At 47.4% G+C, this 15,713-nt stretch carries 21 protein-coding genes and 1 pseudogene; 3 read left to right on the plus strand and 19 right to left on the minus strand.

Translation table 11 applies throughout. From position 1 onward, the window contains the following. Window positions 1–638 (minus strand): phosphotransferase (locus A372_RS0103585; RefSeq protein ID WP_019419472.1); only part of this gene is annotated, 638 nt, incomplete at its 3' end. Between the two features lie 175 nt (window positions 639–813). On the opposite strand from A372_RS0103585, the gene A372_RS0103590 reads away from it, so the two are divergent. Further along, window positions 814–1,368 (plus strand): hypothetical protein, encoded by a 555-nt coding sequence (locus A372_RS0103590; protein WP_019419473.1) that lies wholly within the window; start codon window positions 814–816, stop codon window positions 1,366–1,368. Window positions 1,369–1,947: 579 nt separating this feature from the next. Here A372_RS0103590 and A372_RS0103595 read toward each other — a convergent pair. Together A372_RS0103595 and A372_RS0103600 are read right to left on the minus strand one after the other, a co-directional pair. Continuing rightward, a complete protein-coding gene (locus A372_RS0103595) occupies window positions 1,948–2,541 on the minus strand; it encodes a YdeI/OmpD-associated family protein (RefSeq protein WP_019419474.1) in 594 nt (197 codons plus the stop codon). Between the two features lie 307 nt (window positions 2,542–2,848). Next, window positions 2,849–3,244 (minus strand): VOC family protein, encoded by a 396-nt coding sequence (locus A372_RS0103600; protein ID WP_019419475.1) that lies wholly within the window; start codon window positions 3,242–3,244, stop codon window positions 2,849–2,851. Window positions 3,245–3,776: 532 nt separating this feature from the next. Between A372_RS0103600 and A372_RS33140 the strand changes: the two genes are divergently transcribed. Next, window positions 3,777–4,190, plus strand: a complete 414-nt coding sequence (locus A372_RS33140; protein WP_019419476.1) for a hypothetical protein — start codon at window positions 3,777–3,779, stop codon at window positions 4,188–4,190. A gap of 31 nt (window positions 4,191–4,221) precedes the next feature. Beyond that, window positions 4,222–4,449 (plus strand): annotated as a pseudogene (locus tag A372_RS0103610) (hypothetical protein); the annotation flags it as partial. A gap of 308 nt (window positions 4,450–4,757) precedes the next feature. Here A372_RS0103610 and A372_RS0103615 read toward each other — a convergent pair. The 16 genes from A372_RS0103615 to eutS form a co-directional block, all read right to left on the minus strand. Next, entirely contained in the window at window positions 4,758–5,045 is a 288-nt protein-coding gene (locus A372_RS0103615; RefSeq protein WP_019419478.1) for a hypothetical protein, read from the minus strand. A 4-nt stretch (window positions 5,046–5,049) separates the two neighbouring features. Next, window positions 5,050–6,048: a DMT family transporter gene (locus A372_RS0103620; protein WP_237728482.1), complete on the minus strand. Its 999-nt coding sequence runs from the start codon at window positions 6,046–6,048 to the stop codon at window positions 5,050–5,052. Between the two features lie 227 nt (window positions 6,049–6,275). Next, on the minus strand, window positions 6,276–7,031 hold the full coding sequence (locus A372_RS0103625) for a response regulator transcription factor (RefSeq protein WP_019419480.1): 756 nt from the start codon (window positions 7,029–7,031) through the stop codon (window positions 6,276–6,278). Between the two features lie 4 nt (window positions 7,032–7,035). Continuing rightward, window positions 7,036–8,214 (minus strand): histidine kinase, encoded by a 1,179-nt coding sequence (locus A372_RS0103630; RefSeq protein WP_019419481.1) that lies wholly within the window; start codon window positions 8,212–8,214, stop codon window positions 7,036–7,038. A 251-nt stretch (window positions 8,215–8,465) separates the two neighbouring features. After that, window positions 8,466–8,747 carry an ethanolamine utilization microcompartment protein EutM gene (eutM, locus tag A372_RS0103635; protein WP_019419482.1) on the minus strand — a complete coding sequence of 94 codons (282 nt, stop codon included), beginning with the start codon at window positions 8,745–8,747 and terminating at the stop codon, window positions 8,466–8,468. A gap of 156 nt (window positions 8,748–8,903) precedes the next feature. Continuing rightward, window positions 8,904–9,185 (minus strand): BMC domain-containing protein, encoded by a 282-nt coding sequence (locus tag A372_RS0103640; protein WP_019419483.1) that lies wholly within the window; start codon window positions 9,183–9,185, stop codon window positions 8,904–8,906. Window positions 9,186–9,197: 12 nt separating this feature from the next. Further along, complete coding sequence (locus A372_RS0103645) at window positions 9,198–9,845, minus strand: phosphate propanoyltransferase (RefSeq protein ID WP_019419484.1); 648 nt, start codon at window positions 9,843–9,845, stop codon at window positions 9,198–9,200. Beyond that, window positions 9,845–11,317, minus strand: a complete 1,473-nt coding sequence (locus A372_RS0103650) for an acetaldehyde dehydrogenase (acetylating) (protein ID WP_019419485.1) — start codon at window positions 11,315–11,317, stop codon at window positions 9,845–9,847. The genes A372_RS0103645 and A372_RS0103650 overlap by 1 nt, the downstream gene beginning before the upstream one ends. 27 nt (window positions 11,318–11,344) lie before the next feature. Next, a complete protein-coding gene (locus A372_RS39000) occupies window positions 11,345–12,103 on the minus strand; it encodes a BMC domain-containing protein (RefSeq protein WP_019419486.1) in 759 nt (252 codons plus the stop codon). Window positions 12,104–12,117: 14 nt separating this feature from the next. Beyond that, window positions 12,118–12,774, minus strand: coding sequence for a cupin domain-containing protein (locus A372_RS0103660; protein ID WP_019419487.1), 657 nt, complete (start codon window positions 12,772–12,774; stop codon window positions 12,118–12,120). Between the two features lie 43 nt (window positions 12,775–12,817). Beyond that, a complete protein-coding gene (locus A372_RS0103665; RefSeq protein ID WP_019419488.1) occupies window positions 12,818–13,081 on the minus strand; it encodes a EutN/CcmL family microcompartment protein in 264 nt (87 codons plus the stop codon). Next, the gene (locus tag A372_RS0103670) at window positions 13,068–13,388 is read right to left on the minus strand and encodes a microcompartments protein (protein ID WP_019419489.1); all 321 of its coding nucleotides are present in this window, start codon (window positions 13,386–13,388) and stop codon (window positions 13,068–13,070) included. The genes A372_RS0103665 and A372_RS0103670 overlap by 14 nt, the downstream gene beginning before the upstream one ends. After that, complete coding sequence (gene eutJ, locus A372_RS0103675; RefSeq protein ID WP_019419490.1) at window positions 13,389–14,228, minus strand: ethanolamine utilization protein EutJ; 840 nt, start codon at window positions 14,226–14,228, stop codon at window positions 13,389–13,391. It abuts the gene before it with no gap. Beyond that, window positions 14,186–14,890 (minus strand): ethanolamine utilization cobalamin adenosyltransferase, encoded by a 705-nt coding sequence (locus tag A372_RS0103680; RefSeq protein WP_019419491.1) that lies wholly within the window; start codon window positions 14,888–14,890, stop codon window positions 14,186–14,188. Before A372_RS0103680 ends, eutJ begins: the two co-directional genes overlap by 43 nt. A 19-nt stretch (window positions 14,891–14,909) precedes the next feature. Next, a complete protein-coding gene (locus tag A372_RS0103685) occupies window positions 14,910–15,341 on the minus strand; it encodes a EutP/PduV family microcompartment system protein (RefSeq protein WP_019419492.1) in 432 nt (143 codons plus the stop codon). Continuing rightward, window positions 15,338–15,691 (minus strand): ethanolamine utilization microcompartment protein EutS, encoded by a 354-nt coding sequence (gene eutS / locus A372_RS0103690; RefSeq protein WP_019419493.1) that lies wholly within the window; start codon window positions 15,689–15,691, stop codon window positions 15,338–15,340. Before eutS ends, A372_RS0103685 begins: the two co-directional genes overlap by 4 nt. Window positions 15,692–15,713 lie beyond the last annotated feature (22 nt).

Below are 15,713 nucleotides of genomic sequence, written 5' to 3' on the forward strand. Positions count from 1 at the left end.
CCATCGTTGTAATCAAAATGGAGCATACCGAAAGACTCACGGTTCGTATCCAATCCTTCTAAGGTATTAAGAAGCTCTACCAGCTTCTTCTTAAGAGAGAGGGAGTCGGGTATCAGTTTATTGATATATTCGGCATTGAATTTGTCAAAAAAGCTATACCGACGTTGGACAGGAGTATACCCTTTCGATATGTGGTGCAGTTTCCCCAGGACTTTACCGCAGTTATAAAAATATTCGGAAAGAGGAACTCCTTCCCGGTACCGATAACGATTTTCCACAAGCAATTTTCCCTTGGCCTTTTCGAACAGGCAGATATATAAGGTATGATTATTATGCGTGATCTCTTCCAGCAGATTCCCCTTTTGGGAGCTGACTACATTCGAGACACTTCCGCCATGCTCAAATAAATACCTGATATACTCCACTTCGGCCATAAAATCTTCCCGGTCCCTGTCAGGTAAGAAGGCGATTCTAAGTATTTTAGCGTCGGCTCCCTCTTTCTCACAGGTATATACGACATTCCGCCCTCCGTCATGTGCCGGAATAAGCTGGATTTCATAGCCTTCTAATCCGAACAACTCCGTTACCGCTGGAAGTAAATGGGTATCGCTGATTGAAACAACATCGTTATAAGTCATTACATCTTCTTTAGTTCGCAATATTTCTGAGCACCTTCCTTTGTAAATATTCATCATTACGCTACAAATTGACCTAATTGATAATCACCTTGTTTAACATCGATACGTCACTCCTTCCAACATTTACTACCCCACATTCTACCTAAAAATCCCATCTGCGGGAGGTTTATTAAAAATGCATAATGGATTGAGCGGATATCATCGTCAGAATTCTCATATCCATCCGTATTTAGATCAAATTTTAGCGAATTGGCCTGAGGAACAAAAAAATACGGTTTATTTGTTAATCAATAAATATGGTTTACCAAATGATGCATGCATGACAAAAATTACGTGGTATAACAATGCTCCTTGGAAGCGAACGATTGTTCATCTTCGTACAGTGCCTCATAACACTCCGACTCCCCATCTTGATTATTTAGCACAAACCATTGATTATAGAGTCCCTGTTCAATCTTTTGGTGCCATAGCACAGTTTGATGGCAGCTTGTATCCAGATCGTACGGCTGGTGAAGCTACAGCTAAATGCGATCAAGAAGCGGCGAATTTTATGGCTTTAAACTTGATGAACGACATCGTTACTGGCAAGCAAACCGCAGAAGATGCACGTCGTGCTGCAGTTGAGATTGAAAAAGCTTTTCGATTGCATGGTCAATATTCACCTTACACCACAGGATTCCTATTTCCAAAACAATCGAATACAGCTGATCCCGATGTAGCTGTTTTCTAAGTGATATATCTTATCCAAATTGAAATCCGTCAGGCCCACACGCTTCTCCTCTGATAATTTTCATGATCTTCGATAGCAAGTTATTATCAAGCGTACCGCGGTAAAGGGTACGTTAATTCGTGCTACTTACTGGCTCAAAATAAAAATAGCGGCAGTCTTGGACTGGAAAATAAAGTCCTTTACTGCCGCTGGTTTATTATTGAACAAGTGGTGATGCCATCAGCCACGTATCATTTTCATATTTAATGCTTATGGTCAATTTTTCAGACGGGTAGTCTAGTGTTATCTTATCTAACTCAATTTCCGCAACATTATCTCTTTGTTCCTTTAGTTTGGCGGTATCAATTAGAAATTTTTCTGCCCATCCATGCCCTCCATTTTGTGTGTCTACATAAAGGTGGTATTATCCCCTCACGGTAGACAACGTAAAAAAGACATCTGGTAAGATGGACTTAAACGTTGGAGAACGGAGGGGGTTTTTTATGGGGAAAACGGGTCGTACGAATAACAGTTATACCGAGGAATTAAAAATGGAGGCTGTACGGTTGGTAACTGAGGAGAACATTTTCAACGTGTTTCTTAATCATTTAATCCTTTTCCGTCGAGAATGTGCTGCATATATTTTTCTACCCTTGACTCTCGAGTTTTGGATTGTTTCGCATCTGAAAAATAATGAATGTATGCTCTTTGCCGTCCTGGCGTTAATGCTTCAAAGGCTGTTTTCAAGGCAGGAATTTCATCGAGTTTATGTTGAAATTCATCAGGAATCTTGTATTCTGACGTCTCCTTAAAATTCACTTCCAAACCGGCCTTTTCTACTTCAATGGCTTCATGAATGTAAGCTTTCAACATGGGTTCCATTTTAGCGATTTCTTGAGCATTGGTGAATCGAATTTGACGCGCTGCCTGTACATTCTCTGTTTGTTGGATGAGGATCCCATGTGGATCTTTTAACAACGCACCTTTATGAAACAGAAGCGCACAATAATCTTTAAATCCATGGATAAGTACGATGTTTTTGTCCCCATACGTGTAGCAAGGATGCATCCACTTAAATTCTTCAGTCAACTCACAGTCAAGCACGATATTTCTCAACTGCACATATTCTTCTTTCCACTTTTTCGCTTTACTCAAAAATTCATCAACCTTCGGATTTGTTCGACGATTCGTCATCCAGAAACACCCCTCATCAATGATTCATTCACCTGGCAGCAGGTCAACCGTGGCATCTTTTCTACTTATTGTCTTACTGTCAGGTTAACTGATTTCATGATTTGATATACATCAAAATTTACCTGGATAAGATTTTTAATGCTTCCGAAGATCCTCGGTCGAACGTTAAGCTCTTCCCTCCCCGTTACCTTAACGAGAGATTGGGGTATATGCCTATCGCTGCTCCCAATTATTGCGTGTGCCATGCTTTATATGTTTTTATCCCCCGACAAGTGGGTTCCGTTCGAGTGATATCGAAGTTCAGTTGCTATGCGAATTGTTTTGCAATCTCCCAGGCATGTCCTGCCGGATCGAGAAAGGAAGCTGTTCGCACTCCCCATGGTCGATCGATCGGGCCGTTTAGTAGAGCCACCCCGCGTGTTTTCAATTCATCACAGATCGTATCCACGTCATCGACCCAAATGGTGAGCAGGAAACGGGATCCGGCTTCACGTGTTGCGACTGTTCCCGGTTTCATCAATTCATGTGACTCGGAAGTATCCAGTAGGTTCACGCTCATATTCCCGAAGTTAAACACTGAAGAGACCTCGTCTTCATACACGGCTTGAAATCCGAATACTTCCTCATAGAAGATTTTCGTCTTCTGAAAGTCTTCAACAAACAGTGTAATGACATCCACATTCATAGATCCCAAGCGCTTCATACATACACCCTCTCTACTAGGAATGATATTTTTCTCCAGAAGTTGTTCGAGCTCTGCTTTCTGCTGCAGGTGATGGCGAAAATGCATTTCGGACAATTCAAACCACTCATGGGTATTCCAGGTCCTTTTATTTTAATTGGATGGAATGAACGGGATTGAAACAACTTATTACCGCCTTAAGTCTTTCCCTACTGTACCTCATCGTTTGCAGACGCACACTTTTCAACTTGGTCCAAATAATAATGCGTTTCTTCAATCAAGAGATCGTACATTTGCCCCAGAGACCAAACTTCTGTCTCTGATTTACATTTTACTTGATCCAAAGTATAGCGATGATCCTTACTAGACCGGAAGTAAGCGCAAAAAATGGCTGCCATCTTGCACATGCAGCCTTGTCAGAGTTGAGAATCGCTAAACTATCGTGTCTAGATAGTTTAGTCATTCCTATTTTTTATGTAAACATCATATGATAATTTTATTCATCTGTCGACTGCATTTCCTGCATGCTTAATCTGACTTCTGCAAGTGGTTGATGGCCAACGAGGCGCTCGGTCAAATCACCAATCAGGCGGATCCGACTTTCGAAGGATTCTTAAGAGCATTAATTATTAATCGCATTGAATTCGCGATGGAAAACAGAGAGATTTTTCAAGTTCTCGTGAAGGAAGTGATGTATAAAGAGGAGGTGAAAAAAGAGCTTCTTCCTTACATTTTCGAAGTAGCGACCTCTCGCCTAACACCTGTCATCGAATTGTATAAAGAACGTGGTGAACTGATGGATATCCCGACGGACAGAATGTTAAAGCTGCTTTTCACGTTCATTGGCGGATTCTTTGTTTCGCGTTTTGTGCTGTTGAACAAGGAGTCGATTCCCGAAGGTGAACTTGAAGATGCCCTTTATTTTGTAATGAATGGCATTCGAAAATCATCTTCCCAACAGGAATGATCATATTCAAAGGAGTGTGTGATGCATGAAAATGTTAAAAAACAAACTTGTTCTGATCTCACCTATTATCGCATTGTTGGTCGTATTTATTTTTTCGCTTACGCTCTTTCCATCTGTTCAAGTTCAGCCCAAGAACTTGCCTATCGCGATTGTCAATGCGGATCAAGGAGTTGATATTCCCAATCAACCAAAGATGAATATGGGGCAAACGATTGTTGACATGATGCAGAAAATGGCTTCGTCATCCGATGGGGAGCCGGTGCAGTTCTGATCCAGTGTATGCCCCAATGCTGAAATACGCATCTATAAGGACACCAAGTGCATCTGCTTTAAATTGACTTTCTCTAAGCACCCTTATAGCAAAAAGAGACAATAGAGCGAGTTTTTGCTGCCATGAACCTCAAAAAATGGCGACCTGGCTCTGGAAGAATGGTCGCTCATCTGATAACTTCAATTTCGTATCTGAAAAATGGACAAAAAACATAAAGAACTCCCGTGGTACAGTAGTTCACGGGAGTTCGTCTTCAATCTGAACCCGGCCTTAGGCCGGGTTGTGTGAGATTGTTCTTAGTTTTGCGTCCACTTTTTAGGCAAATATTTATTGATCGTACGAATTCCCTCATCGTTGATCGCATAGTACATACATAATTCCCCGTTAGCATCCAGCTTGTAATGGACCTCGTCAATCAGTCCGTTTGCCTGCAACGACAGCATATGATCCAGAAAGTTTGCTCTTGTAAATTGACGTTCTCCACCATATTCGCCTTTCAAAGCGTCCATTGCATCATCAATATTTGCCTGCTGCACAGTGGACATGAAAAGCAGCACTCGAGAGCGGATCGGCAACAATGGCATTTGCTTACGCCTCCTTCTTTTTGAACAGATCCATTGGATTCATCGAAACTAAAAGCGCTCCAAGTGTAATGATAATTGCACCGGCAATTATCGTAGGAGTCAACGCATTACCGAGGAAGATAGCTGCAAAGACAACCCCCCACAGCACATAGGTAATGTTGAGGGACATTCCGACAGCAACGCCAACCATATTGTTGGCCATATACCAAGTCAGGAAAGAGATTGCCGTAAACAGGGCCGCAGCCGCGATAATGAGCATAGGCGATACGGAGCCAAGCGCGGAAGCAAAGAGATCCGTCGCGCCGAAGATAGGGATCAGCACGGCAATGTAAACGATTCCGGAAACGCCCTCGCGAATGGTAATGGCGATATTGGAATCAAGCATGGACATCCCGAAAGTGGCAAATACGCCTTCCAGTCCCCAGCCAAGTGCGGCCACCAGAGCAAAAATAATGCCTAGTGTGAAATTATCCACTCCACCTTCAGGCTTGACATAGGAAATGAGCGCCGCCCCGATAACACAGATGAACATGCCGAGGGCCACCCGTTTATCAATCTTCTGCTTCAGGAACATTCGAGCGAAAATAGCCCCAAACATCGGACACAGCGCCGATATGGGAATAGCCGCCGCTCCAGCCATATCAATCCCAACCAGATAGGCCCCGTTGGCGATCGGGCCGCCAAACACCGCGGCAATTGCGACCATCAACCCCGGTATTGTTACCAGACTGCGGCCGATTTCTTTGATCTTCCCATTCTTTATGTTCCAGATCAGAAGCCAGATCGCCGCCAAAGCATCATTAATCGCAGATGCCACTATGGGCGCCGCAAACGCTCCTACGACCCCCAGAAAGGGATCCTTCATCATGGCCAGGGCAACAACAGTACTGTAAAGGCCGAACGTTAACCCGGAAATCAGTCCGTAAGCGATTCCATTTCTTCGGAAACGATTATTCATCTTTTGTTTCAGCATGCCGGCCGAAGCCACTGCTTCCTTCATCATCCATACACCTCTGTTAAGTAGATTTGTCTTCGTAGATGTATCTTCATTGTATAGCAAAGCGGCCATTGCGCCTGTCACTAACCGTACCTCTTGTTGGACTTCCTGAATCACTTTTTTCTCCAATCTGGTACTATTCGTACTTTTAGGACGACATCGTAAAATAAAAAAACTCCCACCCGACACTTAGTCGGGGGAAGTTTCCTTGATTCTATCTATAGAGCGTTTTTTTAAATTCGAACTAGAACGCTTTTTTTGTATTCCTTCGGCGTCATATTCATTTGCTTGTAGAATACCCGGTTGAAATAAGATGGATCGGTAAAGCCGCATTCTGTGGAGATACGATAGGCGGGATACCCGGTAGTCTCAAGAAGCTTGCAGGCATGTGCAATCTTGAGCTTGTTCACATAATCCGTATAAGTAACGCCGAGCTCCCTTTTGAATATGCGGCTAAAATATTGGGCATTCATGTACACATGACTCGCTACCATTTGCAGGGTCAGCTTATCTTTGTAATTCTGCTGAATATAATCGACGGCTTCTTGAATAAAGCGCTGACATTCTTGAGCTGATTCTATCTGATAAGTTTCTGCTGCACCATTTTCTTCTGATTGAGCGGCCTTCTCCAGCCCCTTACGAATGATTTGCCGTAATTTTTCCGGCTTGACCGGCTTTAGCAGATATTCGTGTACCTGCAGACTTATTGCCGCCTGTGCAAAGGAGAAATCCGAGCTGGCCGACAAAATCGTCACGCATGCGTTAGGGAGAAAGCTGCGAATTTCCTGTAACGAGGATATTCCATCCATTTCAGGCAGCATGATATCCATAAAAATAATATCCGGTCGATATTGCTTGGCGAGCTTAATCGCTTGCATACCGGTATCGCAAATCAGAAGCTTATCTTCAGCACCCAGAATTTCCTGCGCGATGGATTGAAGAAATTCCTGTTCTATCGGTTCATCTTCAACAAACATAACTACGCTCATTGCATCACCTCGCAATTGGTTGGGTGGGGATGCGGATGTTAACCGTGCTCCCGCTGTAATCGGACTTCACGATCGATAACCCATACTTTTCTCCGAAATATCGCTTCAAACGGCTATCGGTACTCCGGAAGCCCACGCCGACCTTGCTGTCCGGCTGATGAATGAGCTTTAGTACCTCCGGTGAGAACCCGTTGCCATTATCTATGACAGAAATGGTGATATCATTTCTGTACTTTTCGGCAATCAGACGAACGGTTCCCCCGTCTCGCTTAGGGGTAATTCCATGAATGACTGCGTTTTCCACAATAGGCTGAATCACTAAATTCGGAATGCGATAAGCCTTTAATTCATTAGGAACAATGATTTCATACTGCAGGCGATTTTTGAAGCGCGCCTTTTGTATATACAAATACTTCTCAATGTTATCCAATTCGGATGCGATGGTATGAAGCTGATCATCCTGCTTCACATTGTATCGCAGCAAGTCGGACAGGCAATAGATCAATTCCTCCGTCGTATGGGACTGCTCGAAATAGGCGATGCGGGCAATGGAATTCAACGTATTGAACAGAAAATGTGGATTGATGACGAGAGACATGTTTTTTGCTTCTAAGTCAATCACTTTCTTCTCCAGTATTTCCTTTTCCGCAGACAGACGATTGATAATCCCTGTGTTGTCCTGCTCGCTTTCGGCGATGTCGAGCGCAATATTCCTTGCGATATGATGGCAAAGCTGCTCGTGAATATCTGCTTTATCCTTGTCAATGGTTGGAAAAGCCGATATCGCCTTCGCGACAACTTCCAAATCCAGCCCCTTCATTTCGGCCAATTCCGCCGTGTTAATCAGATACTTCTGATATTCCCTCTCCTGGGAATACGCCTGCATCCCCGATATGAAGCCAACAACTTCATCTTTGACCATAATAGGCAGCAAAATATTCTCCAGGCCGTAACAGCAAACAAATCTCCCCTGTTCGCCAGTATTAAAGCGCTTCAAATAATCCGCGCAAGGTCGCGTAGGATTCTCCCAACAAAAATGCCTGCAGAAATCAGGGGACGGATTGAACTCTAGCAAAACGTCTCCATTGTGATCGTGCAGCAGCAGCGAGAACTTGGAAAGAGACAGGATGCCGCTGTATCGTGCGTATACTTTGGTTGCGATCGGACTATCGGTTTTCAGCATAATCTCGTTGCACCCTTTCACCGAAAATGAACGGGAAAATAGACGTTACATGCTAAATTTTTCACAATATAATATCTCTATTATAGCAATTTACAAACTGTTTGGAAATAGTACATCCTCCTTCCTCAAAGCTCTATTTATAGAAATACACCACTTCGACAAGCTTTCACAAGCGGATTGTAACAGACAAATATAAAAAGACCAAAACCCGTTTTACCGAGTTTTGGCCCTTTGCAGAACATCGATATAAATTATTGCTTAGCGGCGGGAAGAATATTTTCCACTTCACTGTGAGGACGAGGAATCACATGTACGGATATCAGTTCCCCTACACGCTGTGCGGCTGCGGCACCAGCGTCCGTTGCCGCTTTTACTGCTCCTACATCGCCCCGTACCATTACGGTGACAAGGCCGCCGCCTACCATCTCTTTGCCAATCAGGGTGACATTGGCTGCTTTGACCATAGCGTCCGCTGCTTCGATAGAACCTACCAAACCTTTTGTTTCAATTAACCCCAATGCTTCCGATTTCATGTTACATTCCTCCTAAAAGTTTTGTGAGATTAAAGCGCTAGCTTACCGAACAAAACTTACTTCGGAAGCATAGGCTTAGTTTTGTGAGATTAAAGCGCTAGCTTACCGAACAAAACTTACTTCGGAAGCATAGGCTTATATATATGATTTATTGAATTATGCCTTAGTAGACGGAAGGATGTTCTCCACTTCACTGTGGGGACGTGGAATTACATGTACCGACACGAGTTCCCCAACATTCTTCGCAGCCGCGGCGCCGGCATCCGTCGCCGCCTTCACCGCTCCTACATCGCCCCGTACCATCACGGTAACAAGGCCGCCACCTGCCATCTCTTTGCCGATCAGGGTGACATTGGCCGCTTTGACCATAGCGTCCGCTGCTTCGATAGAACCTACCAAACCTTTTGTTTCAACCAACCCAAGAGCTTCCGATCTCATGTTCATTTCCTCCTAACAATTTTTTGTGATTTTTATAACAGACGCCGACGTCAGATCCATCGCGTTGGCCTCTTCAACGTCGATATGACAGTCGAGAGCGGCGTCACTGCTAACTCTGATTGCGACCTGATTGTACCCTCCGCCCCGGAGACCATCAAATTGAATACTGACCATTTCTCCGTCGGTTACGCCAAAGAAAAGGGCATCATCAAGCGTCATATGAATGTGGCGCTGTGCAACCATCAAGCCGCAGGTAATATATACGCTTCCCTTGGGTCCGACCAACGTGACGCCCGGTGTGCCTTCAAGCTCCCCGGACAAACGCACTGGAGCTTTCACGCCCAACTTAAAACAGTCTCCCCGCATAATTTCTACCTGGGTCTGTTTTCGCACTGGGCCGAGAACCCGCACTTTTTCGATGGCCCCCTTGGGCCCGCAGACCGTAACGGTCTCATTACATGCATACTGTCCGGGTTGGGACAAATCACGCATTTTGGATAGCGTATATCCGGCTCCGAAGAGCGTATCCACATCAGCCTGGGAAAGATGCACATGGCGGTTCGAAATCCCTAAAGGGATGGAGCGCGGCTCCTGTTCCGTCTTTCCAGCACCGGATACAACCTCCATTAACAATGAAAGTACTTGATCATAGTTCCCCACTAACAGTCACCGCTTTTCTGCAAAATAGACACCAGCTCATCGACCAGATTCAACAGCAGCGCATCCTCCTGTTGCTTCGGCGGCTGCGGAGTTGGAACAGAATAAGGGCTTTGTGCCGTACAGTCCTTAATGCCATAAGCCACACGCTTGATATTAATCAAGTGCTGTGGTCCCACATTATCTGAAGTGGCGCTGCCGCCCCAGGTTCCACATCCCAAAGTGAAGGCCGGGGCAAGCCCGGTGCTTGCGCCCACACCGCCCTGCGTGGAGCCCGTATTCACCAAAATGCGGAATACAGGTTTTTGCGCAAACTCCATGACCATATCGTGATTCTGCGTATGGATGGAGAAGCTATGTCCTATGCCGCCGTTACGCAGCAGCCCCACACTTAGATCGCAAGCCTCACGCCAGTCCTGTACGGTGTAAAACGCCAATACGGTAGTTAGCTTTTCGTAGGACAGTGGGAATTTCTCTCCCACGCCCTGCTGTTCGCCTAACAGCACCTTGACCCCTGTTGGAATTTGAATACCAGCCGTTTCTGCGATCACCTGAGGTGAACGTCCCACCAGTCTTGAATTCATGGCATGGCCTTTTACAAACAGCTTGGACGCGACTTTAGCCGTTTCCTCCTGATTCATAAAGTAACCGCCCTGACGCTCAAACTCCGCTATCACCTGAGAACGGATGCATTCCTCCACGATAACAGCCTGTTCAGATGCGCAGATTGTACCGTAATCGAAGGTTTTGCTGGCAATGATATTAGCTACTGCCTTTGGAATATCAGCGGTGCGCTCAATATAGGCCGGTACATTACCCGGTCCCACCCCCAGCGCCGGCTTACCCGCGCTATAGGCGGATTTCACCATCGCCGAGCCGCCTGTGGCGATAATCATGGCGATTTCATCGCACTTCATCAGTTCCTGCGTCGCCGGCATAGAAGGCTTCGTAACGCAGCCAATGATTCCTTCGGGAGCCCCTGCCTCGACAGCGGCGGCGTGCATCAATTCCGCGGCCCGCATGATAGATTTCTTTGCCGAAGGATGTGGCGAAAAGATGATTCCATTACGAGCCTTTATCGCAATGATAGATTTGAAAATCGTTGTTGATGTCGGATTGGTTGATGGAATAATACCCATGAGCAGTCCGACAGGCTCGGCAATCTCTATTAATTGATTCGCCTTGTCCTCGCGGATCACCCCAATCGTTTTCGTATCCCGAATGGATTCATACAGCTCCGTGGAAGCCAGACGGTTTTTGAAGATTTTATCCTCAATCTTGCCAAATCCGGTTTCCTCTACTGCCAACGCAGCCAGTTCGGCGGCGTTGACCTCCGCTGTCCGCACCATGTTTTGTACAATTCTGTCAATCTGTTCAGCATCGTACCCGGCAAGGATATCAGTGGCCGCTTTGCCTGCACGGGCCAAGTCCCGGGTTTCCTGAATCGATTGCAAGTCATAATCGTAATTTTCCAAGTAAAACATCCTCCTCTCGAATACTGCTTACTGTTGATAAAAATGGCGGAACCGCTTGAGCAGTTTCACCTTGTTTGCCTTGGAAATTGTCGTCATGCTCATCCCATACGCAGGGCCGCACTCTCTGGCCAGTCCGCGCAGCTTCATGGCTGTCATCGTTTCCAGCAGCTCCATTGCTTTGTCAAGCCCTGCTTCCTTTACCAGCACATCAATCTGGTGCTTGAATGGACTGTCTAGCACTGGCGGATCTCCACCATTTTCCGTTTCCGGACTGGCGTCTTCAGCCGCAAGATCCTGATCGGGATCGTCCGCCAGTACAGGGAAGCCTTCTTCGCCACCGGTATTGATTGAGACATCAGACGCGGCGTCCAGTGAAACTTTAGGAGCCGTGTCCATTGGAACATCAGACACTGCGTCCGGTTCCGGAGTCTGCTCCGGCATCTGTTCTGCCGCCTGAGTATGCTTAACTTGCAGCGCCGGCTCGTCCTTCTCCTTGGCAATGTTCGAAACGCTGCGCCGACCGATGATGCTCGCTATGTCGTTGTGGGGTCTTGGAATGACATGCCGGCTGACCAACATATCACTGCCCAATTGTTGCGCCGCGGAGGCACCTGCTTCCACGGATGCTTGAACAGCGCCGACATCGCCGGTTACCGCGATCGTGACTAGCCCGCCACCCACATTGCACTTTTCTATCAGTTCTACCTGAGCCGATTTGAGCATGATGTCCAGACATTCAATCGCCGGAAGAAGTCCCCGCGTTTCAATTAATCCAAGCGCCTGCATGCTATCACCTCCTGTTACTGCAGCTTCCGATCAGGACCGCCCGCCGGAGAAGTCATATAAAACATTCTCGCGCAGTCCGTCGATCCCTTGGTCGCTTTTACCCCTTTGGGGATGAAGAGTACATCTCCCTCATGAGCGGTGAAGGTTCTCTTGTTCAAAGTGACATCGAGCGAGCCTTCCAACACGATATAAGTTTCTTCGTGGGCCGTCTCCTGCTCGAAGCTATCGTGATCGACAGTCAGAAACCCTGCGCTCATAGAACAATCCGGTTTCCCGATTACCTCTTGACGATATACCTTGGCACCAGATGTTCCCGTTTCGTAAGCTTCCATTTTTACCGTTCGACCCCGCACAAGTTTCAAGCCAGTCGGATCCGTCTCCGCCTGATAAGGTGGCTCAAGAGCCGTTCCCAACAGCTTTTCAACCAGTCCTTTTTCCGATAAAATCTTGAAAAATTTAAAAATAGCATTCATGTCGAGATCATTCTGAGTTTCGCAGCCTGCGGCCTCGGAACTCATAGTCCCACAAGGCTCATTGGTAAACTCTAACCCCAGCTCTATTGCCCTATCTCGGGCCGCCGGTGTCACAATCGTGTTACTGTCAATGCAGCACCGCTTCTGTCCGGAAGCCACCCATTCTTCCACATCCGCAGCGCATATCAGTTTTTTCACAGTTCTCGCCCCCTCTCGCTGCATTCGATTTCTGTTCGAATATTTATTCGAACACGCAGTCCGCGTCGATGATGCCGACGACGACGGCATCCACAGGAATATCGTCTGTTTGCAGCATTTTACGGGCCGAAGAGCCAGTGCAGACAATCACTCGATCGCCTATGCCAGCGCCGATCGTATCGACGACAATCAAACGGCGCCCGTCGTCGCTTCCGCCAATCACCTCGGCCAGCATCATTTTCATTCCCACAAGGGAATCTGCTTTACGGGTAGACCAGATATTGTGGATCAATTCAGCCGCAATCATCGCATTCCTTCCTCCCCGCTTTTCCGCTCCTCTGCTTAATCTCGGCGATGGCATCCTCTACGGAAGCCGTGTCACCAAAAATGGCGAGAAGAATCATGTTCTGCGGGCAGCTGCCGCGAATATCCTCCACTGTCACGCCCACCACTTTTTCAGCTACATCAGCGGCCCATACCATATCAATCAGTCTCCCCTGCACCAGTCCAACCGCGTCGCATTGGGGAACTTCCCGACTACTGGGCGCTCCTCTGCGACGAAGCAGAATGTCCAGCGTCCCCTTGGAAGGAGATTTGATAATCCGAAACTCCACTCACATCGCCTCCCGCGTACAATTCAGAGCAATGCCCAGCGGCGTGACAAACAAAGGGTTGCTTGGCTTATAGGTAGCAATGCCAGTCTTCTGTTCAATGATCGTCTCCATACCGGACAAGCAGCAGGTTCCGCCTACCAAGTACAATTCCTTGACCTCATAGCCCACAACATGGCGGTTGATGATGGAGGAAACCTTATCGATGACCGGCCGGAGCAGCGGCAGCAATTCTTGGTGATGGGCAGGGTCGCGCTTGAAGCAGTCCGCTTCAGAAAAACTCATCTGGTATGCCCCGGCAATCACCAAAGAAAAGTGGGTGCCTCCCGTTGCTTCGTCGGCGAGATAGACAACCTTGCCATCCTTCAGAATCGTAATGCCGGTCGTTCCGCCACCAATGTCTACAATGGCTCCGTCGGATATTTGCAGCACGGCATTAGCTGCCGTAGGTTCATCCAGTAAAGCCGTAACTTCAAAACCCGCACCCTGAATCACATGCTTGATGGCGCCAGCATCCAGTAAATCGGTTCCCGGAGGAATCGCCGCAGCCGCATATTCAAGTTCTGTACCCAATTGCTGCTCCAACTGCGCTTTAAGCTCCCTCACGATCTGAATTGCTCCTAAGTAGTCCACCACCATTCCATCGCGGACAACATCTGCGTAACGGTAAGCTCCCGCCACCGGCTTCCGAGAGTCATCCAACACCGTAAGCACCACACAGGCCGTTCCCAGATCCACACCGGTATAGTAGAACGAAGACCGTCCTGGAATCGGTTTCTGGATGACAGCTTCAAATTGCTTTACCAGTTGGTCGCAGTATGCAAAGGGTTTTGTCTCTGGCATGTTCTACCTCCTGTAGTTTTGCAAATAAGTGAGCTCAATGCGTTAATCATATAGTTGATTCCAGGAATGATCGGTTCCTCCGCCTTTTCTTGGGGACAACCTTCCACGGCTTCCAACACCTCAAACCCAAGCTCGCGCAAAGCGCTGCGCAGACGGTGGAGCAAAGCAATTTCTCTGCCCTTTTCCAACTGAATGTGAAACTCGGTTACCTCAAAGCAATCTCCCGCATCCTCAAAAAGAACACCAGCAGTAATGCCGGTACAACCCTGGAAAGATAAATCGGCAGTGGATGTGCCGCCTCCTTTCCCTTTCTGGAGGGCCGAAAACAGCCTTGACAGCTCTAGCACCTTCTGGGCCAGCAGCACATCCCGCTCCAGCAGCTCCTGCCCGGTTAACAAGAACAGGGCTGAGACGGTCTGCATCTGACAGCGCAGCTTCCCACGCCGCCAATCTGGCTTTTCTGCCTGTCGCTCCGGATTCGGGAGAGGCTCTTGCTTTTGTTCTTGATTTTGCTCTTGTCTCCCATAGGACACGGCGATCTGGCGATCCGTCAAAAATTGGCGCGCCTCCGGCGTCAATCGGCTTCCATGCTCCACCATGTATGATGTAAAAGGCTCTAGCCTGTACACATTGCGCAATTCCATTTCGGTAATAAATTTCATGGTATCAACTCCACTCTTATTACCCGAACAAATAACGTTTCAATTCCCCGATTCCCCTTCCCACGGGAAGACTAATGCGGAAAAAGGGTTCGGTTATCCCGGTACGTTTTAAAACTTGTACACAGTAATTCTCATTTTCCAGCGCAAGATCGGCTTTCGTTATTACCCCGATAACCGGTTTCGTGAAAGAAGATGCAAAGCCGGGCGAGTATACTTCCTGATGCCGGGACTGATCCACCAATATCAAAATATGGCTCGCGTTCTGCGCCGTTGCAATCAAATAGCTGTACATCCAGGTATTCTCGACATACGCGCCCGGTGTATCGATCGTCTGCGGCCCGTAGATAACATCCTGCGTCCGCCGCAATGGGCGATCCGTACCGTCAAGCGCATGGGCCAGCGTCGTTTTTCCGCAGCCTGTAGGACCGATCAGCAATATACGTTTTTTCATGTCCGTGTTATTTCCGCCGTCGCAAAACCCAGACTATCGCCCAACGTCGCAATGATGGCCCGCAGCGCCGTTTCCACACTGGATATATCTCCGGTGAGAAGCACCGAACCAGCAAAGCGATCCAGAAATCCGATTTCCACATCTGCCACCTTGGTCGCGATATCGGCGGCAATAATGGAGGTTTCGCCGGGCGACAGTGTTAATATGCCAATAGCCCCCGCTTCATCGATGCCCAGTCTTTCATACATGTCAGGCACGGGTGAAGCAATGATATGGGCCAGCGTCACTTGTTTGCCCGGCACCGACTCCTGAATAATCCGCCCGAGATCCGACCCAGCAGGCTGCTGCATACACGTCCTCCTCCTAAAAGTT

Origin of the sequence: Paenibacillus sp. OSY-SE, assembly GCF_000283315.1 — a bacterium.
GTDB lineage: Bacteria > Bacillota > Bacilli > Paenibacillales > Paenibacillaceae > Paenibacillus_B > Paenibacillus_B profundus.